Source organism: Janthinobacterium sp. SUN033 (genome assembly GCF_030397595.1).
GTDB classification, from domain to species: Bacteria; Pseudomonadota; Gammaproteobacteria; order Burkholderiales; family Burkholderiaceae_D; genus Janthinobacterium; species Janthinobacterium kumbetense.
This window is the reverse complement of record NZ_JAPQNV010000001.1, coordinates 306,228-321,272: the sequence shown is the minus strand read 5'-3', so window position 1 is coordinate 321,272 and position 15,045 is coordinate 306,228. Positions and strand designations below refer to the sequence as shown.

20 protein-coding genes and 2 tRNA genes are annotated in these 15,045 nt (G+C 63.5%); 8 read left to right on the top strand and 14 right to left on the bottom strand.

What is annotated here, in order from left to right; all coding sequences use genetic code 11:
* Nucleotides 1–9: 9 nt before the first annotated feature.
* Together OX460_RS01535 and OX460_RS01530 are read right to left on the bottom strand one after the other, a co-directional pair.
* Nucleotides 10–86 (bottom strand) — tRNA-Val (locus tag OX460_RS01535).
* A gap of 89 nt (nucleotides 87–175) precedes the next feature.
* Nucleotides 176–252, bottom strand: a tRNA-Val gene (locus OX460_RS01530).
* A gap of 137 nt (nucleotides 253–389) precedes the next feature.
* Here OX460_RS01530 and OX460_RS01525 point away from each other — a divergent pair.
* Entirely contained in the window at nucleotides 390–854 is a 465-nt protein-coding gene (locus OX460_RS01525; RefSeq protein ID WP_099667406.1) for a hypothetical protein, read from the top strand.
* 3 nt (nucleotides 855–857) lie between these two features.
* Here OX460_RS01525 and OX460_RS01520 read toward each other — a convergent pair whose 3' ends face one another.
* Nucleotides 858–1,970, bottom strand: coding sequence for an acyltransferase (locus tag OX460_RS01520; protein ID WP_289897391.1), 1,113 nt, complete (start codon nucleotides 1,968–1,970; stop codon nucleotides 858–860).
* Nucleotides 1,971–2,117: 147 nt separating this feature from the next.
* On the opposite strand from OX460_RS01520, the gene OX460_RS01515 reads away from it, so the two are divergent.
* The gene (locus OX460_RS01515) at nucleotides 2,118–3,071 is read left to right on the top strand and encodes a succinylglutamate desuccinylase/aspartoacylase family protein (RefSeq protein ID WP_289897390.1); all 954 of its coding nucleotides are present in this window, start codon (nucleotides 2,118–2,120) and stop codon (nucleotides 3,069–3,071) included.
* Between the two features lie 161 nt (nucleotides 3,072–3,232).
* On the opposite strand, the gene OX460_RS01510 is transcribed toward OX460_RS01515, so the two are convergent.
* Nucleotides 3,233–3,562 (bottom strand): SMR family transporter, encoded by a 330-nt coding sequence (locus tag OX460_RS01510; protein WP_289898402.1) that lies wholly within the window; start codon nucleotides 3,560–3,562, stop codon nucleotides 3,233–3,235.
* A gap of 23 nt (nucleotides 3,563–3,585) precedes the next feature.
* The gene (gene sugE / locus OX460_RS01505) at nucleotides 3,586–3,906 is read right to left on the bottom strand and encodes a quaternary ammonium compound efflux SMR transporter SugE (RefSeq protein ID WP_034783172.1); all 321 of its coding nucleotides are present in this window, start codon (nucleotides 3,904–3,906) and stop codon (nucleotides 3,586–3,588) included.
* A 211-nt stretch (nucleotides 3,907–4,117) separates the two neighbouring features.
* Between sugE and OX460_RS01500 the strand changes: the two genes are divergently transcribed.
* The 5 genes from OX460_RS01500 (at nucleotide 4,118) to OX460_RS01480 (ending at nucleotide 8,027) form a co-directional block, all read left to right on the top strand.
* A complete protein-coding gene (locus tag OX460_RS01500) occupies nucleotides 4,118–4,477 on the top strand; it encodes a DUF1304 domain-containing protein (protein ID WP_150131136.1) in 360 nt (119 codons plus the stop codon).
* A gap of 158 nt (nucleotides 4,478–4,635) precedes the next feature.
* On the top strand, nucleotides 4,636–5,211 hold the full coding sequence (locus OX460_RS01495; RefSeq protein WP_099667403.1) for a hypothetical protein: 576 nt from the start codon (nucleotides 4,636–4,638) through the stop codon (nucleotides 5,209–5,211).
* 73 nt (nucleotides 5,212–5,284) lie between these two features.
* Nucleotides 5,285–6,457: a helix-turn-helix transcriptional regulator gene (locus tag OX460_RS01490; RefSeq protein ID WP_289897389.1), complete on the top strand. Its 1,173-nt coding sequence runs from the start codon at nucleotides 5,285–5,287 to the stop codon at nucleotides 6,455–6,457.
* A 140-nt stretch (nucleotides 6,458–6,597) separates the two neighbouring features.
* Nucleotides 6,598–6,894: a helix-turn-helix transcriptional regulator gene (locus OX460_RS01485; protein WP_034751927.1), complete on the top strand. Its 297-nt coding sequence runs from the start codon at nucleotides 6,598–6,600 to the stop codon at nucleotides 6,892–6,894.
* 68 nt (nucleotides 6,895–6,962) lie between these two features.
* Nucleotides 6,963–8,027 (top strand): alkene reductase, encoded by a 1,065-nt coding sequence (locus OX460_RS01480; protein ID WP_099667401.1) that lies wholly within the window; start codon nucleotides 6,963–6,965, stop codon nucleotides 8,025–8,027.
* Nucleotides 8,028–8,193: 166 nt separating this feature from the next.
* On the opposite strand, the gene OX460_RS01475 is transcribed toward OX460_RS01480, so the two are convergent.
* Nucleotides 8,194–8,415, bottom strand: a complete 222-nt coding sequence (locus OX460_RS01475) for a hypothetical protein (RefSeq protein WP_077406246.1) — start codon at nucleotides 8,413–8,415, stop codon at nucleotides 8,194–8,196.
* 249 nt (nucleotides 8,416–8,664) lie between these two features.
* Here OX460_RS01475 and OX460_RS01470 point away from each other — a divergent pair, with 249 nt between their 5' ends.
* Nucleotides 8,665–9,276 carry a 1-acyl-sn-glycerol-3-phosphate acyltransferase gene (locus OX460_RS01470; RefSeq protein ID WP_077406249.1) on the top strand — a complete coding sequence of 204 codons (612 nt, stop codon included), beginning with the start codon at nucleotides 8,665–8,667 and terminating at the stop codon, nucleotides 9,274–9,276.
* On the opposite strand, the gene OX460_RS01465 is transcribed toward OX460_RS01470, so the two are convergent.
* The 8 genes from OX460_RS01465 to OX460_RS01430 all read right to left on the bottom strand — a co-directional run bounded on the left by OX460_RS01465 (nucleotide 9,273) and on the right by OX460_RS01430 (nucleotide 15,021).
* Nucleotides 9,273–9,833 (bottom strand): HupE/UreJ family protein, encoded by a 561-nt coding sequence (locus OX460_RS01465; protein WP_289897388.1) that lies wholly within the window; start codon nucleotides 9,831–9,833, stop codon nucleotides 9,273–9,275. The genes OX460_RS01470 and OX460_RS01465 overlap by 4 nt on opposite strands.
* Nucleotides 9,833–10,468, bottom strand: coding sequence for an urease accessory protein UreG (gene ureG / locus OX460_RS01460; protein ID WP_289897387.1), 636 nt, complete (start codon nucleotides 10,466–10,468; stop codon nucleotides 9,833–9,835). Before ureG ends, OX460_RS01465 begins: the two co-directional genes overlap by 1 nt.
* Before the next feature lie 23 nt (nucleotides 10,469–10,491).
* Entirely contained in the window at nucleotides 10,492–11,172 is a 681-nt protein-coding gene (locus tag OX460_RS01455) for an urease accessory protein UreF (protein WP_289898401.1), read from the bottom strand.
* Nucleotides 11,172–11,687, bottom strand: a complete 516-nt coding sequence (gene ureE, locus OX460_RS01450) for an urease accessory protein UreE (RefSeq protein ID WP_251348199.1) — start codon at nucleotides 11,685–11,687, stop codon at nucleotides 11,172–11,174. Before ureE ends, OX460_RS01455 begins: the two co-directional genes overlap by 1 nt.
* A gap of 13 nt (nucleotides 11,688–11,700) precedes the next feature.
* Nucleotides 11,701–13,401, bottom strand: coding sequence for an urease subunit alpha (ureC, locus tag OX460_RS01445; protein ID WP_289897386.1), 1,701 nt, complete (start codon nucleotides 13,399–13,401; stop codon nucleotides 11,701–11,703).
* Nucleotide 13,402: 1 nt separating this feature from the next.
* Nucleotides 13,403–13,732, bottom strand: coding sequence for an urease subunit beta (locus OX460_RS01440; RefSeq protein WP_289897385.1), 330 nt, complete (start codon nucleotides 13,730–13,732; stop codon nucleotides 13,403–13,405).
* A gap of 94 nt (nucleotides 13,733–13,826) precedes the next feature.
* A complete protein-coding gene (locus OX460_RS01435; RefSeq protein ID WP_034751936.1) occupies nucleotides 13,827–14,129 on the bottom strand; it encodes an urease subunit gamma in 303 nt (100 codons plus the stop codon).
* A gap of 25 nt (nucleotides 14,130–14,154) precedes the next feature.
* Nucleotides 14,155–15,021, bottom strand: coding sequence for an urease accessory protein UreD (locus OX460_RS01430; RefSeq protein WP_289897384.1), 867 nt, complete (start codon nucleotides 15,019–15,021; stop codon nucleotides 14,155–14,157).
* Nucleotides 15,022–15,045: the final 24 nt, after the last annotated feature.

The window sequence follows — 15,045 nt, the reverse complement described above, 5'->3', positions numbered from 1 at the left end:
ACTGCATTCTGGTGGGCGGTGAGGAATTCGAATCCCCGACCCCTTGGATGTCGACCAAGTATTCTAACCAGCTGAACTAACCGCCCGTAAAACTTTTGTTGATCATTGTATTTCAAATGACCGCTTGCGGCTTGCGCCAGCTTAAAACTCTTGAAAACTGCTTACTACTAAATTCTGGTGGGCGGTGAGGAATTCGAATCCCCGACCCCTTGGATGTCGACCAAGTATTCTAACCAGCTGAACTAACCGCCCCGAAGACCAGCATTATAGAGAGGCTTTCCCAGAATGACAAGGGCTCTTTTACAGGAAACTTTAATCATTTCTCGGGGCGTCAGCCCCCTTTATATGGAGAGGGCCCGGCACACGCGGAATGCCGCTAGAATCGCGGCATGAACTCCACCCTATTCGCCTGGCTGAAAACCCTGAGCCGCATCTGCGGTTTTGAAACGGCCGACTCTTTCCCGCCCGGCCACCCGTATGCGCGCACGCGCTGGGATGCCGCGTATTTCGATATCGCCTCCGACGTAAAACCCGACGAGATGGAACGGCGCCTCTGCGCAGCCATCGCCAACACGCCGAGCGTCTTCGCCTACATCACCAATCCCACGCCGCGCATGCAGCGCGCACTGCTGAACGTGATCCACGACCGGCTGCGGCGCCAGCCCGGCGCGGGCGCCACCGACCTGGTCTTGTTATTGATCAATGCCTACGCCAGCGAGCACATCATGGAAGCCGTGCCTGGCCTGCGCGCCCTGATCTTCAACACGGCACATGAAGAGACGAATCTGCGCGTGCATGCCATCCTGGAACTGCTGGTGGGCACGCCGCGGGGACTCGATGTGATCGACATGTAATCGTCAAGCATGATTCGCGGGAACATAGCGCGCCCGCAAGCGCATGAACGGCGTTTCCACCAATCTATATAAGAGCCAGCCCGTGGCGATGCTGACAGCGATACTGACCAGTATTGCGGTGAGGCCATCCGGCCCGTGGCCAAAGTCTTGCAACAAGGGTCGCAGCAGAATGCACAGCTGCTTGTGCAGCAAATAAATCGCATACGACCACAGGGCCAGGCTGGCCGCGCCCGGCACGCGCAGTTGATATAAAACACTGGCAGGACTTAGCGCGGCGATCAGCAATAAGGTAAAACTGGCGGCCAGGGCCGGATAGCCGAACACCGTCACCCAATAACCATAGTGATCGGCGAGAAACACGTAAAACATCAGCGCCGTGCCAAAGACTCCCGCCAGCAAGGTGCGATTGCCATAAGACGTCAGGCGCAGCCAGGCGCCAGGGTGGTAGTTTTTCAGCAGCGCCAGCGCCACGCCCGCCACCAGCTCGTCGAAACGGCACCACGACGCGTAATAAATGTATTTGTAATAGCCGAGGCCGCCTCGCGGCACGTGCACATATTCATCCCACAGATAAGCACGCAGCAGCATGCCGACGATAAAGCTGGCGGCCACGGCCACCCACGCCCACAGCAGGGACTTGCGGCAAGCCGCGATCGCCAGCGCCACGGCCGGCAGCAGCACGTAGAACTGCTCTTCCACGCACAGTGACCACGCATGGGAAAACGCCGTGCCCGGCGTCAGATTGATGTTTTGCGTGAACGTCAGGAATTTCCACAAGGGAAGTAGCGCGCTATCGCCGCGAAACGCGGGCCACAAATAATACAGGGCCAGCACGGCATAAAAACTGGGCAAGGTGCGCAGGAAACGGCGCGCATAGAAGCGCGGCAAGGAAAAGCCTTGCTCGCTGCGCAAGGCCGCAAAGATCTGGTTGCCGATCAGGTAGCCGCTGAGGGCAAAGAACAGGTCCACGCCCGTCCAGCCGATTTCTCCCCAGAAACCAAACGCCCCGCCCTCGCTGACGAACAACAAATAATGGTTCATGAAGACCAGCACGATGGCCAGCGCGCGCAAGGTATCGAGGCCGTACAGGCGGGAAGGATGGGACGTACTGGACATGGAATCGGCAAGGGAAAACAACGGTGGCGCCGATCATGCCACGCCGCACGCCGCCATGGCCAACTTTTTACAGGCGTCCATGGCGAATCCCGCTAAAATATGCCGACCCCGCCTTCCCTTCCCTGATACCAATAGGATATGTCCAGCATGAGCAGCGCACTCCACTTCAAGTCCATCAACTACACGGGCCAGGGCAGCGGCCCGCGCCTGATCGTCACCGGCGCCGTGCACGGCAATGAAACCTGCGGCACCAAGGGCATCCACCGCGTGATGGCTGAACTCGACAGCGGCGCCCTGTCCATCGTGGCCGGCAGCGTCACTTTCGTGCCCATCACCAACCCGCTCGCTTACGCCAAGGGCGTGCGCAGCGGCGACCGCAACCTGAACCGCAACCTGTTCCCGAACGACGATCCGCAAGATTTCGAAGACCGCATCGCCAATTGGCTGTGCCCGCTGCTGGGCCAGCACGACGTGCTGCTCGACTTGCACTCGTTCAATGCCGACAGCCAACCCTTCGTCATGGTGGGGCCGCGCAACAACGACGGCCCGCTGCAACCTTTCAAACATGAAGAAAAGGAACGCGCGCTGGCACGCCGCCTGGGCGTGCGCCGCTTCGTCGACGGCTGGCTGCATGCGTATGGCCAGGGCGTGCAGCGCCGCCTGGGCAATAGCGACCAGGTGGGCCTGGTCTTGCGCTACGGCGTGGGCACCACCGAATACATGCGCTCGACGGGCGGTTACGCCCTCACCCTGGAATGCGGCCAGCACGCGGACCCGGCCGCGCCGGATGTCGCTTACCGCGCCATCATGAACACCTTGGCTTTCCTCGGTTTCATTGACGCGCCGCAACCGGAAGCCATCGCCGACGCCGACATGGAAGCGCTGAACATGGTCGTCGTGCACGACAAACTGCATGCAAGCGACCGCTTCATCAAGACCTGGTCCAGCTTTGACAAGGTCAAACAGGGCGAGCAGATCGGCGTGCGCGCAGACGGCACGCCCGTGACGGCCGAATTCGACGCCTATATCCTGTTCCCCGACGTCAATGCGGCGGCCAATGCGGAGTGGTATTACCTGGCGCGCGTGGCTGCCAGCTTTTGATTAGAGCCTATTCCAGTAGGGAGCGTCATCTGCTGGCAGTTCATCAGGAGCGCGGACAAGGCGTGAGGAGGACGCGTGGCGAGCCACGCGACGACGATCAACGCAGTCCCCGCTTCTGAGGGGCGCCGGCAGGGGATGTATTCATCTACTGGGATAGGCTCTTAGTGGCCGACGGACTTTGAAAACAAGTTAATGACGAGCACGCCGGCAATGATCAGCCCCAGGCCGATCAGGGCCGGCGTGTCCAGGCTTTGCTTGAACCAGAACCAGCCGACGGCGGAAATGAGCACGATGCCCACGCCCGACCAGATCGCATACACGATGCCGGTAGGAATGACCTTCAAGGTCAGGGACAGGCACCAGAAGGCGATGCTGTAGCCAAGCACGGTGATGACGCTGGGCCACAAGCGGCTGAAGCCCTCGGACGCCTTCAAGGCGCTGGTGGCGATGACTTCGGCGATGATGGCGATGGCAAGGTAGAAATACGTCATGGCGAGGCTCATGCTGGCGTCCTTTATTGGGGGCTGAGCAATTTCAAGCCCAGGATGCCCGACACGATCAGGGCGATGCAGGCGATGCGCGCGGCGCTGGCCGGCTCGCCCAGCACCATGATGCCGAAGATGGCCGTGCCGACGGTGCCGATGCCCGTCCAGATGGCGTACGCAGTGCCCAGCGGCAAGGTACGCAAGGCCAGGCCCAGCATCACCACGCTGCCCAGCATGGAAATAGCCGTCAGCACGGATGGCACGAGGCGGGTAAAGCCGGCACTGTATTTGAGGCCGATGGCCCAGCCGATTTCCAGCAAACCAGCCAATACCAAAATAATCCACGCCATCGTACTCTCCTGAGGCGGCAGGGTCGTCCCCGCCATGCAGCCCCGTCATCGAGCGGGGTCGTCCCCACAGGAGCAAAAGGAAAAGTATACCATCGGGTGAAAAGGCTTGCCGCCAGCACATTTTTCTAGTGCGGCCGCTCCAATCGAAAGTTGCCAAAAAACATGCTGATGGCCGCATAATTGCCGCATCCATTCACTCTCGGGAACAATGATGCTACTTCTGGCCCAGATTCTTACCGCCCTCATCCTGCTGCTGCACGTGTATATCGTGCTGCTGGAAACCGTGCTGTTCGATGCGCGCGGACGCAAGGTGTTTGGCCTGTCGAAGGAAAAAGCGGAGATCGTGCGTCCCGCCATGTCGAACCAGGGTTGCTACAACGGTTTTCTCGTCGCGGCGCTGGCGCTGGGCTTTTTTCACCCGGACGCGGCCATCGCCCATGCGTTTACCGTGTTCGGCCTGGCGTGCATCGCCGTGGCCGGCGCATGGGGCGCAGCCACCGTCATGACGCGCATCCTCTACCTGCAGACGGTGCCTGCCGTCATCGCCTTGCTGCTGTTCCACTTCGCCTGATCCCCGCCGGGGCGGCCAGCCGGCCGCCCTACCCCACTCCGTGCCGCCGGCGCATACCCCAAATGGGTGATGTTTCCAAAAAACATGCCCGATACAATTCCTTGTAGCAAAGATACCACCAGACACATGGTGGCAAGTCACCGTCCACAGGGAAAATCATGCAAGCACATCCAACCACCTTTGCCGTCACTTTGCTCGGCTGCCTCATGCTGTCCGCCTGCGGTGGCGGCGGCAGCGCCGACAGTGGCTCGGGCGGCGGTTCCACCAGCGCCAGCGGCGGCACCTCGTCCACCTGCCAGTACAACAATCTGATCAGCGATACGGAACGCAAGCAAGCCAGCGCCTGCGGCATCCAGGTATCGGGCAACTACGCCCAGGCCGATTCCGGCTATGACAGCGTGATCGCCGCCTGCAAGCAGGGCGAAAAGGCCAAGGCGGATACCTACTACAGCGGCACGTACCAGAAAATGGTCGACTACGCGCGCTCCGTGAGCAAGGAACTGGGCTGCGGGCAAAACAACGGCGCCACCTTGCCCAACAACACCGTGGCCAGCAACTACAATTTCTGTGTCAAAAGCACCACCGTCAATGGTAAGCTCAGCTATGAAGGCGCTTGCTACGGCCCTGTCAAATCCGGCGAAGGGGGCTGCGGCAGCGGTTATAACTATGTGAGCCAGTACGCCAGCCTCAGCACGTGCACCTCCGGCGGTAAAAGCTGGCTGGAATCGCGCTAGGGAAGCCGGGCGGCCGCTGCCAAGGCCGCCCGCGCCATGCCTTGTCCACCGCTTGCCGCCATGAGGATCGCCAATGACGCCATCGCTCGCCGTCGCCAGCCAGGCACTGATTACCCTGATCTACGAAGCGGCCACACAACATATCCAATGGCAAGATTTCCTTGCCGCCTTTGCACGCCAGCTGAAATCGCACGCGGGTTTGATCTGGGCCAATGATTTCAACAACCGCTCGGTCGACGTCCAGCTGCCCGGCAGCGGCCTGTCCGCCACCTATGGCTTCGAAACGGATGCCATGGCCAGCTTTGCCAGCTATTACGGCGCGCGCAATGTCTGGCTGGAAGACGCCACCCTGCACCACGAAGGCGCCGTCGTCACCGGCTCCATGCTGTTTCCCGACCATTGCCTGAAGAAAACCGAATACTGGACGGACTGGCTGCGCCCGCAAGACATCTTTTATACGGCGGCGGCCATCGTCGAATTGCGCGCCGAGCGTTCCACCAACGTCACCGTGGTGCGCCGCGAACGGGCGGGCGCCTATGAGGCGGGCGAGCTGGCGCTGGTCCGCAGCCTGATGCCGCATTTGCAGACGGCCTTTGCCCTGCAGCGCAAGCTGCGCCGGCTGGAAGTGCTGTCCCGGAGTTCCACCCAGGTGCTGGAATTGCTGCCGTTTGGCGTGCTGCTGCTCGACGCCACGTCGCAATTGCTGTACGCCAACGAGCGGGCGCTGGCCATGACGGCTGCGACGCGGCTGCTCCAGTTGCGTGAAGGCGCGCCCCTGTATTGCCCGCGCGAAGCGGACAACGGCGCGCTGCGGCGCATGCTGCACGAGGCGGCGCAAACGGGCACGACGGCGGCAGGCGGTCCCGGCGGCGTGCTCAACCTGAGCGGCTTGACGGGAGAACAGCTGCGCCTGCGCGTCACGCCCCTGCCCTCCTGGCACAGTCCGTTCGGCTCGGCCAGCGCCATCGCCGTCTTTCTCAGCGACAGCAGCGACCTGATCACCTCCCTGGCCGCCACCCTGCGCAATTTCTATGGCATGACGGTGGCCGAGGCGCGCCTGACGGAAGCGCTCGTCAACGGCTATTCCCTGCAGGAATACGCCGAGCGCCAACGCATTTCCATCCACACGGCGCGCACGCAGATCAAGAGCGCCACCGCCAAGGCCGGCGCCCAGCGCCAGGTGGACCTGGTGCGCATCGTGCTGACGGGCCCGGCCGTGCTGCAGCGCAATCCCCTTCCCGCCTGAATCCGTTCAAAAACGCGCGCCGCCAGCACGCTTTTCATTTATATCGTAAGATAGATATATCGTAAAACAGCGATATTAGAATTGAACAACTACGATATATACATCGCTGAAAAGCGAATTGTATGTTCAGGAGAAACAATATGGATATCGACGCCATCCACAAGGCGCTGGCCAATCCGGTGCGCCGGCAGATTTTGCAATGGCTCAAGGAGCCGGAACAGTATTTCCAGGAGCAGGACCACCCGCTGCACCTGGGCGTGTGCGCCGGCCTGATCGACCGCCGCCTGAACCTGTCGCAATCGACGGTCTCGGCGCACCTGGCCAGCTTGCAAAAGGCGGGCCTGATTTCCGCAACCAAGGTGGGCCAATGGAGTTTCTTCAGCCGCAACGAAGCCACCATCCAGGCCTTTCTCGATCACATGCAGCAAGGTTTGTAAGCACAGCTTTCATCTCGATCACTCCGTCTCAACGCCGCTCGAGCGTCCCCAACAAGGAAATGATAATCATGGCAACTTTATTCGACCCCATCACCATTGGCAGTCTGCAACTGAAAAACCGCATCATCATGGCGCCGCTGACGCGTTCGCGCGCCGGCAATCCGGGCCGCGTGCCCAACGCCCTGATGGCCGAGTACTACACGCAGCGCGCCTCGGCCGGCATGATCATCTCGGAAGCGACGGCCGTCACGCCGCAGGGCGTGGGCTACGCCGACACGCCGGGCATCTGGTCCGAGGAACAGGTGGAAGGCTGGAAACACATCACCCGGGCCGTGCATGACGCTGGCGGCCTGATCGTGCTGCAGCTGTGGCATGTGGGCCGCATTTCCGCCCCCGTCTTCCTCGATGGCGACTTGCCCGTGGCGCCCAGCGCCGTCAAGCCGGCCGGCCACGTCAGCCTGGTACGTCCGAAGCAGGAATTCGTCACGCCGCGCGCGCTCGATACGGAAGAAATTCCCGGCATCGTGGCAGCCTACCGCCTGGGCGCCGAAAATGCGAAAAAAGCGGGTTTCGACGGCGTGGAAATCCATGGCGCCAATGGTTATTTGCTCGACCAGTTCCTGCAAGACAGCACCAACTTGCGCACCGACAACTACGGCGGTTCGATTGAAAACCGCGCCCGTTTGATGCTGGAAGTGACGGACGCGTGCATCGAAGTCTGGGGCGCCGACAAGGTGGGCATGCACCTGGCGCCGCGCCGCGATGCGCACGACATGGGCGATTCGGACCCGCGCGCCACCTTCGGCTACGTGGCACGCGAACTGGGCAAGCGCGGCATCGCTTTCATCTGCGCCCGCGAAGCGCTGGGCGAAGACCGCCTGGGTCCGTACCTGAAGCAGGAGTTCGGCGGCGTGTACATCGCCAACGAAAAAATGGACAAGGCGGCGGCCGAAGCCCTGCTGGCCAAGGGCGAAGCCGATGCCGTCGCCTTTGGCCTGTGGTTCATCGCCAACCCCGACCTGCCCACCCGCCTGCACAGCGACGCGCCCTTGAATCCGCTGAACCCGGACACCCTGTACGCGCCGGACGCTGCCGGCTACACGGACTACCCGGCGCTGGCGGCACAAGCCTGAACGGCAAGCTGAGCGGCAAGCTGAGCGGCACCCTGAAAGCACCCTGAGCGGCACTGCGCCGCCCATGCCCCCTGGCGGCGGACGCGACGATACCAACGCACTGACTGCGTGACGATCGCCGCGTCCGCCGCTTTTTTATTGACGCCGCCGCGCCGTTCCCTCACCTTCAGCGCCATCGGCGCCGTGCCGGCCGGGCCGGACGGCGCGCCTGCACGCTGCTGAAGACGCGGCGTATCACCTCGACCGGTACCGCGTGCTCGCGCAAATACGCTGTCGCCACCGTCCGCCCCAGTGCGTGGTGAAAAGCAACGCCCCGCTCGACGAGCTCGGCCATCACCTTGTCCGTTCGCACATTCTCCCCATTCACCTCGTCGATGCTGTTTTTCATGCCATGGCTCCCTGTCGGGTGGATCAACACTGCATGAAGTTTTGACCACATTGTGCGCATTTAGTGCCCGACACGGAGGTCAAGCATCGTTAAAATAGCAGCAGCAACGGCCCCGACACCGCATGAATAGCGGCCTCGGCTGCTTGTCGCCATCGCCAGCCCCGTATAGAATGCCTGCGCAGAATTTTGCTTCAAGGAAAATGGCCACCAGCGCCATCCCATTAAGAACAGTGTCACTGAAGGGTATCAATGGACGATTTATTTGTACAAGCGGGCGACTTGCCGACCTGGCACCAGCGTTGCGCGCTGCGCGTGCTGCACCTGTTTGGCTGGCGCATGCGCTTCCGTCCCCTGCCGGGGCCGCGCGGCATCGCCGTCGTCTACCCGCACACGTCCAACTGGGATTTCATGGTGGGCCTGTTCGGCAAATGGGCGCTGTCGCTGCCCTTCCGCTGGCTGGCCAAGGATTCCCTGTTCCGCGGCCCCATGGGCAAGGTACTGCGCTACCTGGGCGGCGAACCCGTCGACCGCAGCACCACCAGCGGCACCATTCAGCGCCAGGCCGAGCGCATGCTGGCGGCCGACTGGTACTGGCTGGCCATCACGCCGGAAGCGACGCGCAGCTACCGTCCGAACTGGAAAAGCGGCTTTTATCACCTGGCCGTGGCGGCCAAGGTGCCCTTGCTGCTGGTGTACATCGACTACCCGAACAAGGTGCTGGGCGTCGTCGACCATTTATATTTGACGGGCGACAAGGATGCCGACATGGCCGCCATTGCCGCCGTGTATGCGGGCCACCAGGGCTTGCACCCGGAAAAGGCGGCGCCCATCGTGCTGTCCGACAAGCGCCCCGGCGCTTAAGCTAGCCCCAGCAACACCACGCCGGCGGCCGTCAAGGCCACGCCGGCCACGCGCAGCATGCGCTCGGCCAATACCTGGCCCAGGAAACGTCCCGTACCCAGCAAGACAGCCGAGGCCAGCATGAAGCCGCACGCGGCCGAGGCGGCCGGCAATTCCTGGCCATGCGCATTGCCATGCGCCAAGGCAAACACGCCCACCAGGCCCATGCCGAGCCAGTTCGGCAAGGCCAGCGCCAGCGCGATGGCCAGCCCCACCAGCGCCACCGTGGCGGCGATGCCCGTTTCCAGCCCCGGCACCGTCAATCCGACCATGCCGGCCAGCGCGCCCAGCAGCATCATGCCGAGAAAAGTGACGGGCTGGGCCAGGCCGCCGCGCTGCTGGCCGCCCCAGATGCCCACGCCCAGCATGGCCAGCAAATGGTCGATGCCCGTGAACGGATGGGCGAAACCGGCCAGGAAGCCGGCGTTCTCGCCATGGCCGGGATGGGCCATGGCGGGCAAGGCCAGCAGGCACAGCGCCGCCACGGCGGCCGTTTTCTTCATCAATCTTGCGCTCATTACAGCTCCTTGCCTGGTTGATCGAGCAAACCTTGCTCGCGGATAAAATCGATGACGACCTGCACGCCGTCGCCGCTGCGCAGGTTGGTAAACACGAAGGGGCGCTCGCCGCGCATGCGTTTGGCGTCCTGCGCCATGATGTCCAGGTTGGCGCCCACGTAGGGCGCCAGGTCCGTCTTGTTGATAATGAGCAAATCCGAGCGCGTGATGCCGGGCCCGCCCTTGCGCGGGATTTTTTCGCCGCCAGCCACGTCGATCACGTAAATCGTCAAGTCCGACAGTTCCGGGCTGAAGGTGGCGGCCAGGTTGTCGCCGCCCGATTCGACCAGGATCAAGTCGAGATTCGGAAAGTCTGCCTGCATGCGCGCGATCGCTTCCAGGTTGATGGACGCGTCTTCGCGGATGGCCGTGTGCGGGCAGCCGCCCGTCTCCACGCCCATCAGGCGCTCGGCCGGCAAGGCATCGGCGCGCAGCAGGATTTCCATGTCTTCCTTGGTATAGATATCGTTCGTGATGACGGCCATGTCGTAGCGCTCGCGCATGCCCTTGCACAGCATTTCGCACAGGGCCGTCTTGCCCGAGCCGACGGGGCCGCCGATGCCTACGCGCAGGGGGTTTGAGGTAATCGATGTCATGTTGTAGTCTCTCGTGGTAGTGTTCAGGAGCGGTACAGCCGGCTGTACTGCACTTCGTGCCGCATCGACAGCAGCGACAGGCCAGGCGCCCAGTTGCCCATCTCGTCGTCTTGCAAGGTTTGCGCCGTGAAGGCCGCCGCTTCCAGGTCCGGCCGCAGCGACAGCAGCAGCCGCTGGCCCGCCACCTGCCCCAACGGCACGGATTTCACGCAGACAAGCACCTGGTTTTCCGCCCAGGCGAACAGCATGGCCAGCAGCGCCTCTTCGCGCGGAATGGCCAGCGCCGCCACGGCGCACGCATACGCGGTGGGCAGGGCCACCTCCGGCTGGCCCTGCAGCATGTCGATCAGCACGCCGTCGGCCACGCCCAGCTCGGCCAGCAATTTGGTCAGCGAATATCCCATCTGGATGGTTTCGGCGCGAAATTCCGCCGTGTCGCGCGAAGCGATGAAACGCTCGCTCCAGCGCTGCACGGCGTGCAGATCCTGCGCTTCGAAGGCTTGCATCAAGCGCCAGCACAGGGGCGCCTCCCAGCGCGCCACCACCTGCGCCAGATGCTGGGCGATCCATTCGCGCGCCGTGGCCGCATCCGTCACCAAGCCCGATTCTAGCGCCGCTTCCAGCCCCTGCGAATAACTGTAGGCGCCGATCGGCAAGGCCGGGCTGGCGAACTGCAGCAAATGCAGCAGGGCCGACGCCTGCATCATGCGGCGTCACCGGGGCGGTGGATCTTTTGCCGCAGCGGCACGGGCGCCAGCAAGTGCTGGCCGTGACCATCGTGGTGACCATGGCCGCCGCCATACGCGCCCGCCTCGGGCTCGAACGGCGCGCTTTCTTCCGTCACAGTCGCTTGCAAGCCTTCCAGCATCTCCTTGAGCACCACGTCCTTGCGGATGCGCAAAAAGCCGTCGCCCACCTGCGCCTGCGTGTGGCGGTTCCCCAGGTGGAAGGCGCAGCGCAGCAGGGTATGCGCATCCGCGCACTGCACCAGATAGGTCGGTTCGCGCGCGGCGACGATCTGCACCACCTGGCCATCCGGCCCCGTCATGCGTTCGCCGTCGCGCAGCACCGTGCCGCGCACGGTGAACACGGCGACGTCCTCGCCATTCGACAGCACGGCGCGCAGCCGGCATTTTTCGCGTTGGTCGTAGGGCAGCACCAGTTGGGCAACGGCGGCGCGATGATCGTCTGCCGTCAGTTTGGTATGCAAAGTGAGCATGCTTGTCTCCTGCCTAAAATAGAAAATAGCGCTGCGCCATGGGCAGCACAGCGGCCGCCTCGCACACGAGCAGCTGGCCGTCGGCGCGCACGGCGTAGGTTTCCGGGTCTACTTCCATGTGCGGCGTGGCGCTGTTGTGGACCATGTCGTGCTTGCGCAAGCCGCGCATGTTCTTCACGGCGATGACGGATTTATTCAGTTTGAGCTGGTGGCCGATATCGAGCTCGTAGGCCGCCTGCGAGACAAACGTAAACGACTTTTTCAGGCCGCCGCCGAAGGCGCCGAACATCATGCGGTAGTGCACGGGCTGGGGCGTGGGAATCGAGGCGTTCGGGTCGCCCATCTGCGCCGCCGCGATCATGCCGCCTTTTAAGATCATCGACGGCTTGACGCCGAAGAAGGCCGGCTTCCACAGCACGATGTCGGCGATCTTGCCCGCCTCGATCGAGCCCACCACGTGCGAAATGCCATGCGTGATGGCCGGATTGATCGTGTACTTGGCGATATAGCGCTTGGCGCGGAAATTGTCGCTGCGCGCCGTGTCGGGCGCCAGCGCGCCCCGCTGCACCTTCATCTTGTGCGCCGTCTGCCAGGTGCGCATGATCACTTCGCCCACCCTGCCCATCGCCTGCGAGTCGGACGACATCATCGAGATGGCGCCGATATCGTGCAGGATGTCTTCCGCGGCGATGGTTTCGCGGCGGATGCGCGACTCGGCGAACGCCACGTCTTCGGCGATGGCCGGATCCAGGTGGTGGCACACCATCAGCATGTCCAGGTGCTCGTCGAGCGTGTTGACGGTGAACGGACGCGTGGGGTTGGTTGACGAAGGCAGCACGTTGGCTTGCCCGACGGCGGCGATGATGTCGGGCGCATGGCCGCCGCCCGCCCCTTCCGTGTGAAACGTGTGGATGGTGCGGTCCTTGAAGGCCGCCAGCGTGTGTTCCAGGAAGCCGCCCTCGTTGAGGGTATCGCTGTGCAGCGCCACCTGGATATCCATGCGGTCGGCCACGGACAGGCAATTGTCGATGGCGGCCGGCGTGCTGCCCCAGTCTTCGTGCAGTTTCAGGCCGATGGCGCCCGCGCGCACCTGCTCTTCCAGCGGCAACGGCAGGCTGACGTTCCCTTTTCCCATGAAGCCCAGGTTCATCGGGAAGGCGTCGGCGGCGGCCAGCATGGCGTGCAAATGCCACGGCCCCGGCGTGCAGGTGGTGGCGGCCGTGCCCACGGCCGGCCCCGTGCCGCCGCCCAGCATGGTGGTCACGCCGCTCATCAGCGCTTCCTCGATCTGCTGCGGGCAGATGAAGTGGATATGCGTGTCGACGCCGCCGGCCGTGACGATCATGCCTTCGCCGGCGATGATTTCCGTCGCGCCGCCGATGGCCAGGGTCACGCCGGGCTGGATGTCCGGATTGCCCGCCTTGCCGATGCCGAAAATCAGGCCGTTTTTCAGGCCGATGTCCGCTTTCACGATGCCCCAGTGGTCGAGGATGACGGCATTCGTGATGACGGTATCCATCACCTCGGCCGCGCAGCGCTGCGACTGGCCCATGCCGTCGCGGATCACCTTGCCGCCGCCGAATTTCACCTCTTCGCCGTAGATCGCGTAGTCATGCTCGATCTCGATGAACAGTTCCGTGTCGGCCAGGCGGATGCGGTCGCCCTTGGTGGGGCCGAACATCTCGGCGTACGCGCTGCGGGGAATGCTGGCCATCTCAATCCTTTCCCGGTGGAATGTCTTGCAGTTCACCCATCACTGCGCCATTGAAGCCGTAGACCTTGCGTTCGCCCGCCAGCGCCACCAGTTCCACCGTGCGCTGCTGGCCCGGTTCGAAACGCACGGCCGTGCCGGCCGTGATATTGAGGCGCATGCCGTAGGCGCGCCAGCGCTCGAAGGCCAGCGCCGGGTTGACTTCGAAAAAGTGGAAATGCGAGCCCACCTGGATCGGCCGGTCGCCCCGGTTGGCCACCACCACGGTAGCCGTGGCGCGGCCCGCATTCAGGCTGATTTCGCCTTCTTCCAATTTGTATTCGCCTGGGGTCATAATGTTTTCCTTCGTCAAAGCGCTCTACGCTGGCCGGCGGATCGCCGGCGCCACACAGGCACGGCGCGGATGGCGCCCTGCCATGCAATCAAAACTACGGTATCGGGTGGTGCACGGTCACCAGCTTGCTGCCGTCGGGGAAGGTCGCTTCCACCTGGATATCGGGGATCATCTCGGCGATGCCGTCCATGACGTCGGCGCGCGACAGAATCTTCGTGCCGTCCGACATCAGCTGCGCCACCGACTTGCCGTCGCGCGCCCCTTCCATGATAGCGGCGCTGATCAGGGCCACCGCTTCCGGATAATTGAGCTTCAAGCCGCGCGCCAGGCGCCGTTCGGCCAGCAGCGCGGCCGTAAAAATGAGCAGCTTGTCTTTTTCGCGGGGAGTCAGGTCCATGGTTTTCCTTGCGCTTCTTTCCTGATTAAGTGTTCCAGATGCGGGGCACGACGGCGTCGCGTCCCAGCATGGCGGGACGCAGCAGCTGCCAGGCGGCCAGCATGATGCGGCGCGCCGCCTCACTGTCGCCGCACAGCAGGCGCACCACCACCAGCGCTTTCATGTGCGTGGCGCCAAACGCGGCGCCGGCCGGCACGGCGATCTCGCGCACGGCCGCCAGCACGGCGGGAGAAACGGGCATGCCGACGGCGATCAGGGTGGCGCACACCGTGTGCCCCCCCAATCCCAGCGGGCTGGCCATCAGGGCGCCGCCGGCGGCCAGCACGCCCTGCTCCCACCACAGCAGCTTGCCGCCGCGGCGGATCTGCACCTGCTGGCTGATGCTGCCCGTATTGAACATTTCGCCCGAGGCGCTGCGGCCCAGGCAGACGATGTCGCAGCCGATGTAGCGGGCGTCCGGCGCCAGTTCCACCTCGTGGCGCAGGCGCACGCAAGCCTGGTCAAAGAAGATGCTTTCCTGCGGCAGCCACTCGATGGCGGCGCCGCTGCCGGCGCGCAGCACGAGGTGCTGGCCCGAGACATGGCCGTTCGCGCGGTACCACTTGGCGGCGCCCGGCGACGTGAGCAAGGCGTGCGCGCCCTCGCCCACCGTGGCGTCGACGGCCAGCTGGTCGCCGCCCACCACGCCGCCGGGCGGATGGATGACGATGGCGTGGCAGACGGCATCGCCTTCCGGATACAGGGGCTTTTGCACGCGCAGGGGGCCCCTGTGCGTGCGCTCGACGAGACGGCTGACGCCATCGTGCAGCGCAAAGCCCAGGCGCAAATGCGCCTGCCAGGCGCTGTGCGCGCTGGCGGCAGAAGGCGTTGCGAAATGTGGGCTGTCTGGCATGCACTGCAATCGTGTAAATAACGA

Coding starts and splice junctions, on each gene's coding strand:
- OX460_RS01525 (WP_099667406.1), top strand. CDS start 390: ATGAACTCCACCCTATTCGCCTGGCTGAAAACCCTGAGCCGCATCTGC.
- OX460_RS01520 (WP_289897391.1), bottom strand. CDS start 1,970: ATGTCCAGTACGTCCCATCCTTCCCGCCTGTACGGCCTCGATACCTTG.
- OX460_RS01515 (WP_289897390.1), top strand. CDS start 2,118: ATGAGCAGCGCACTCCACTTCAAGTCCATCAACTACACGGGCCAGGGC.
- OX460_RS01510 (WP_289898402.1), bottom strand. CDS start 3,562: ATGACGTATTTCTACCTTGCCATCGCCATCATCGCCGAAGTCATCGCC.
- sugE (WP_034783172.1), bottom strand. CDS start 3,906: ATGGCGTGGATTATTTTGGTATTGGCTGGTTTGCTGGAAATCGGCTGG.
- OX460_RS01500 (WP_150131136.1), top strand. CDS start 4,118: ATGCTACTTCTGGCCCAGATTCTTACCGCCCTCATCCTGCTGCTGCAC.
- OX460_RS01495 (WP_099667403.1), top strand. CDS start 4,636: ATGCAAGCACATCCAACCACCTTTGCCGTCACTTTGCTCGGCTGCCTC.
- OX460_RS01490 (WP_289897389.1), top strand. CDS start 5,285: ATGACGCCATCGCTCGCCGTCGCCAGCCAGGCACTGATTACCCTGATC.
- OX460_RS01485 (WP_034751927.1), top strand. CDS start 6,598: ATGGATATCGACGCCATCCACAAGGCGCTGGCCAATCCGGTGCGCCGG.
- OX460_RS01480 (WP_099667401.1), top strand. CDS start 6,963: ATGGCAACTTTATTCGACCCCATCACCATTGGCAGTCTGCAACTGAAA.
- OX460_RS01475 (WP_077406246.1), bottom strand. CDS start 8,415: ATGAAAAACAGCATCGACGAGGTGAATGGGGAGAATGTGCGAACGGAC.
- OX460_RS01470 (WP_077406249.1), top strand. CDS start 8,665: ATGGACGATTTATTTGTACAAGCGGGCGACTTGCCGACCTGGCACCAG.
- OX460_RS01465 (WP_289897388.1), bottom strand. CDS start 9,833: ATGAGCGCAAGATTGATGAAGAAAACGGCCGCCGTGGCGGCGCTGTGC.
- ureG (WP_289897387.1), bottom strand. CDS start 10,468: ATGACATCGATTACCTCAAACCCCCTGCGCGTAGGCATCGGCGGCCCC.
- OX460_RS01455 (WP_289898401.1), bottom strand. CDS start 11,172: ATGCAGGCGTCGGCCCTGCTGCATTTGCTGCAGTTCGCCAGCCCGGCC.
- ureE (WP_251348199.1), bottom strand. CDS start 11,687: ATGCTCACTTTGCATACCAAACTGACGGCAGACGATCATCGCGCCGCC.
- ureC (WP_289897386.1), bottom strand. CDS start 13,401: ATGGCCAGCATTCCCCGCAGCGCGTACGCCGAGATGTTCGGCCCCACC.
- OX460_RS01440 (WP_289897385.1), bottom strand. CDS start 13,732: ATGACCCCAGGCGAATACAAATTGGAAGAAGGCGAAATCAGCCTGAAT.
- OX460_RS01435 (WP_034751936.1), bottom strand. CDS start 14,129: ATGGACCTGACTCCCCGCGAAAAAGACAAGCTGCTCATTTTTACGGCC.
- OX460_RS01430 (WP_289897384.1), bottom strand. CDS start 15,021: ATGCCAGACAGCCCACATTTCGCAACGCCTTCTGCCGCCAGCGCGCAC.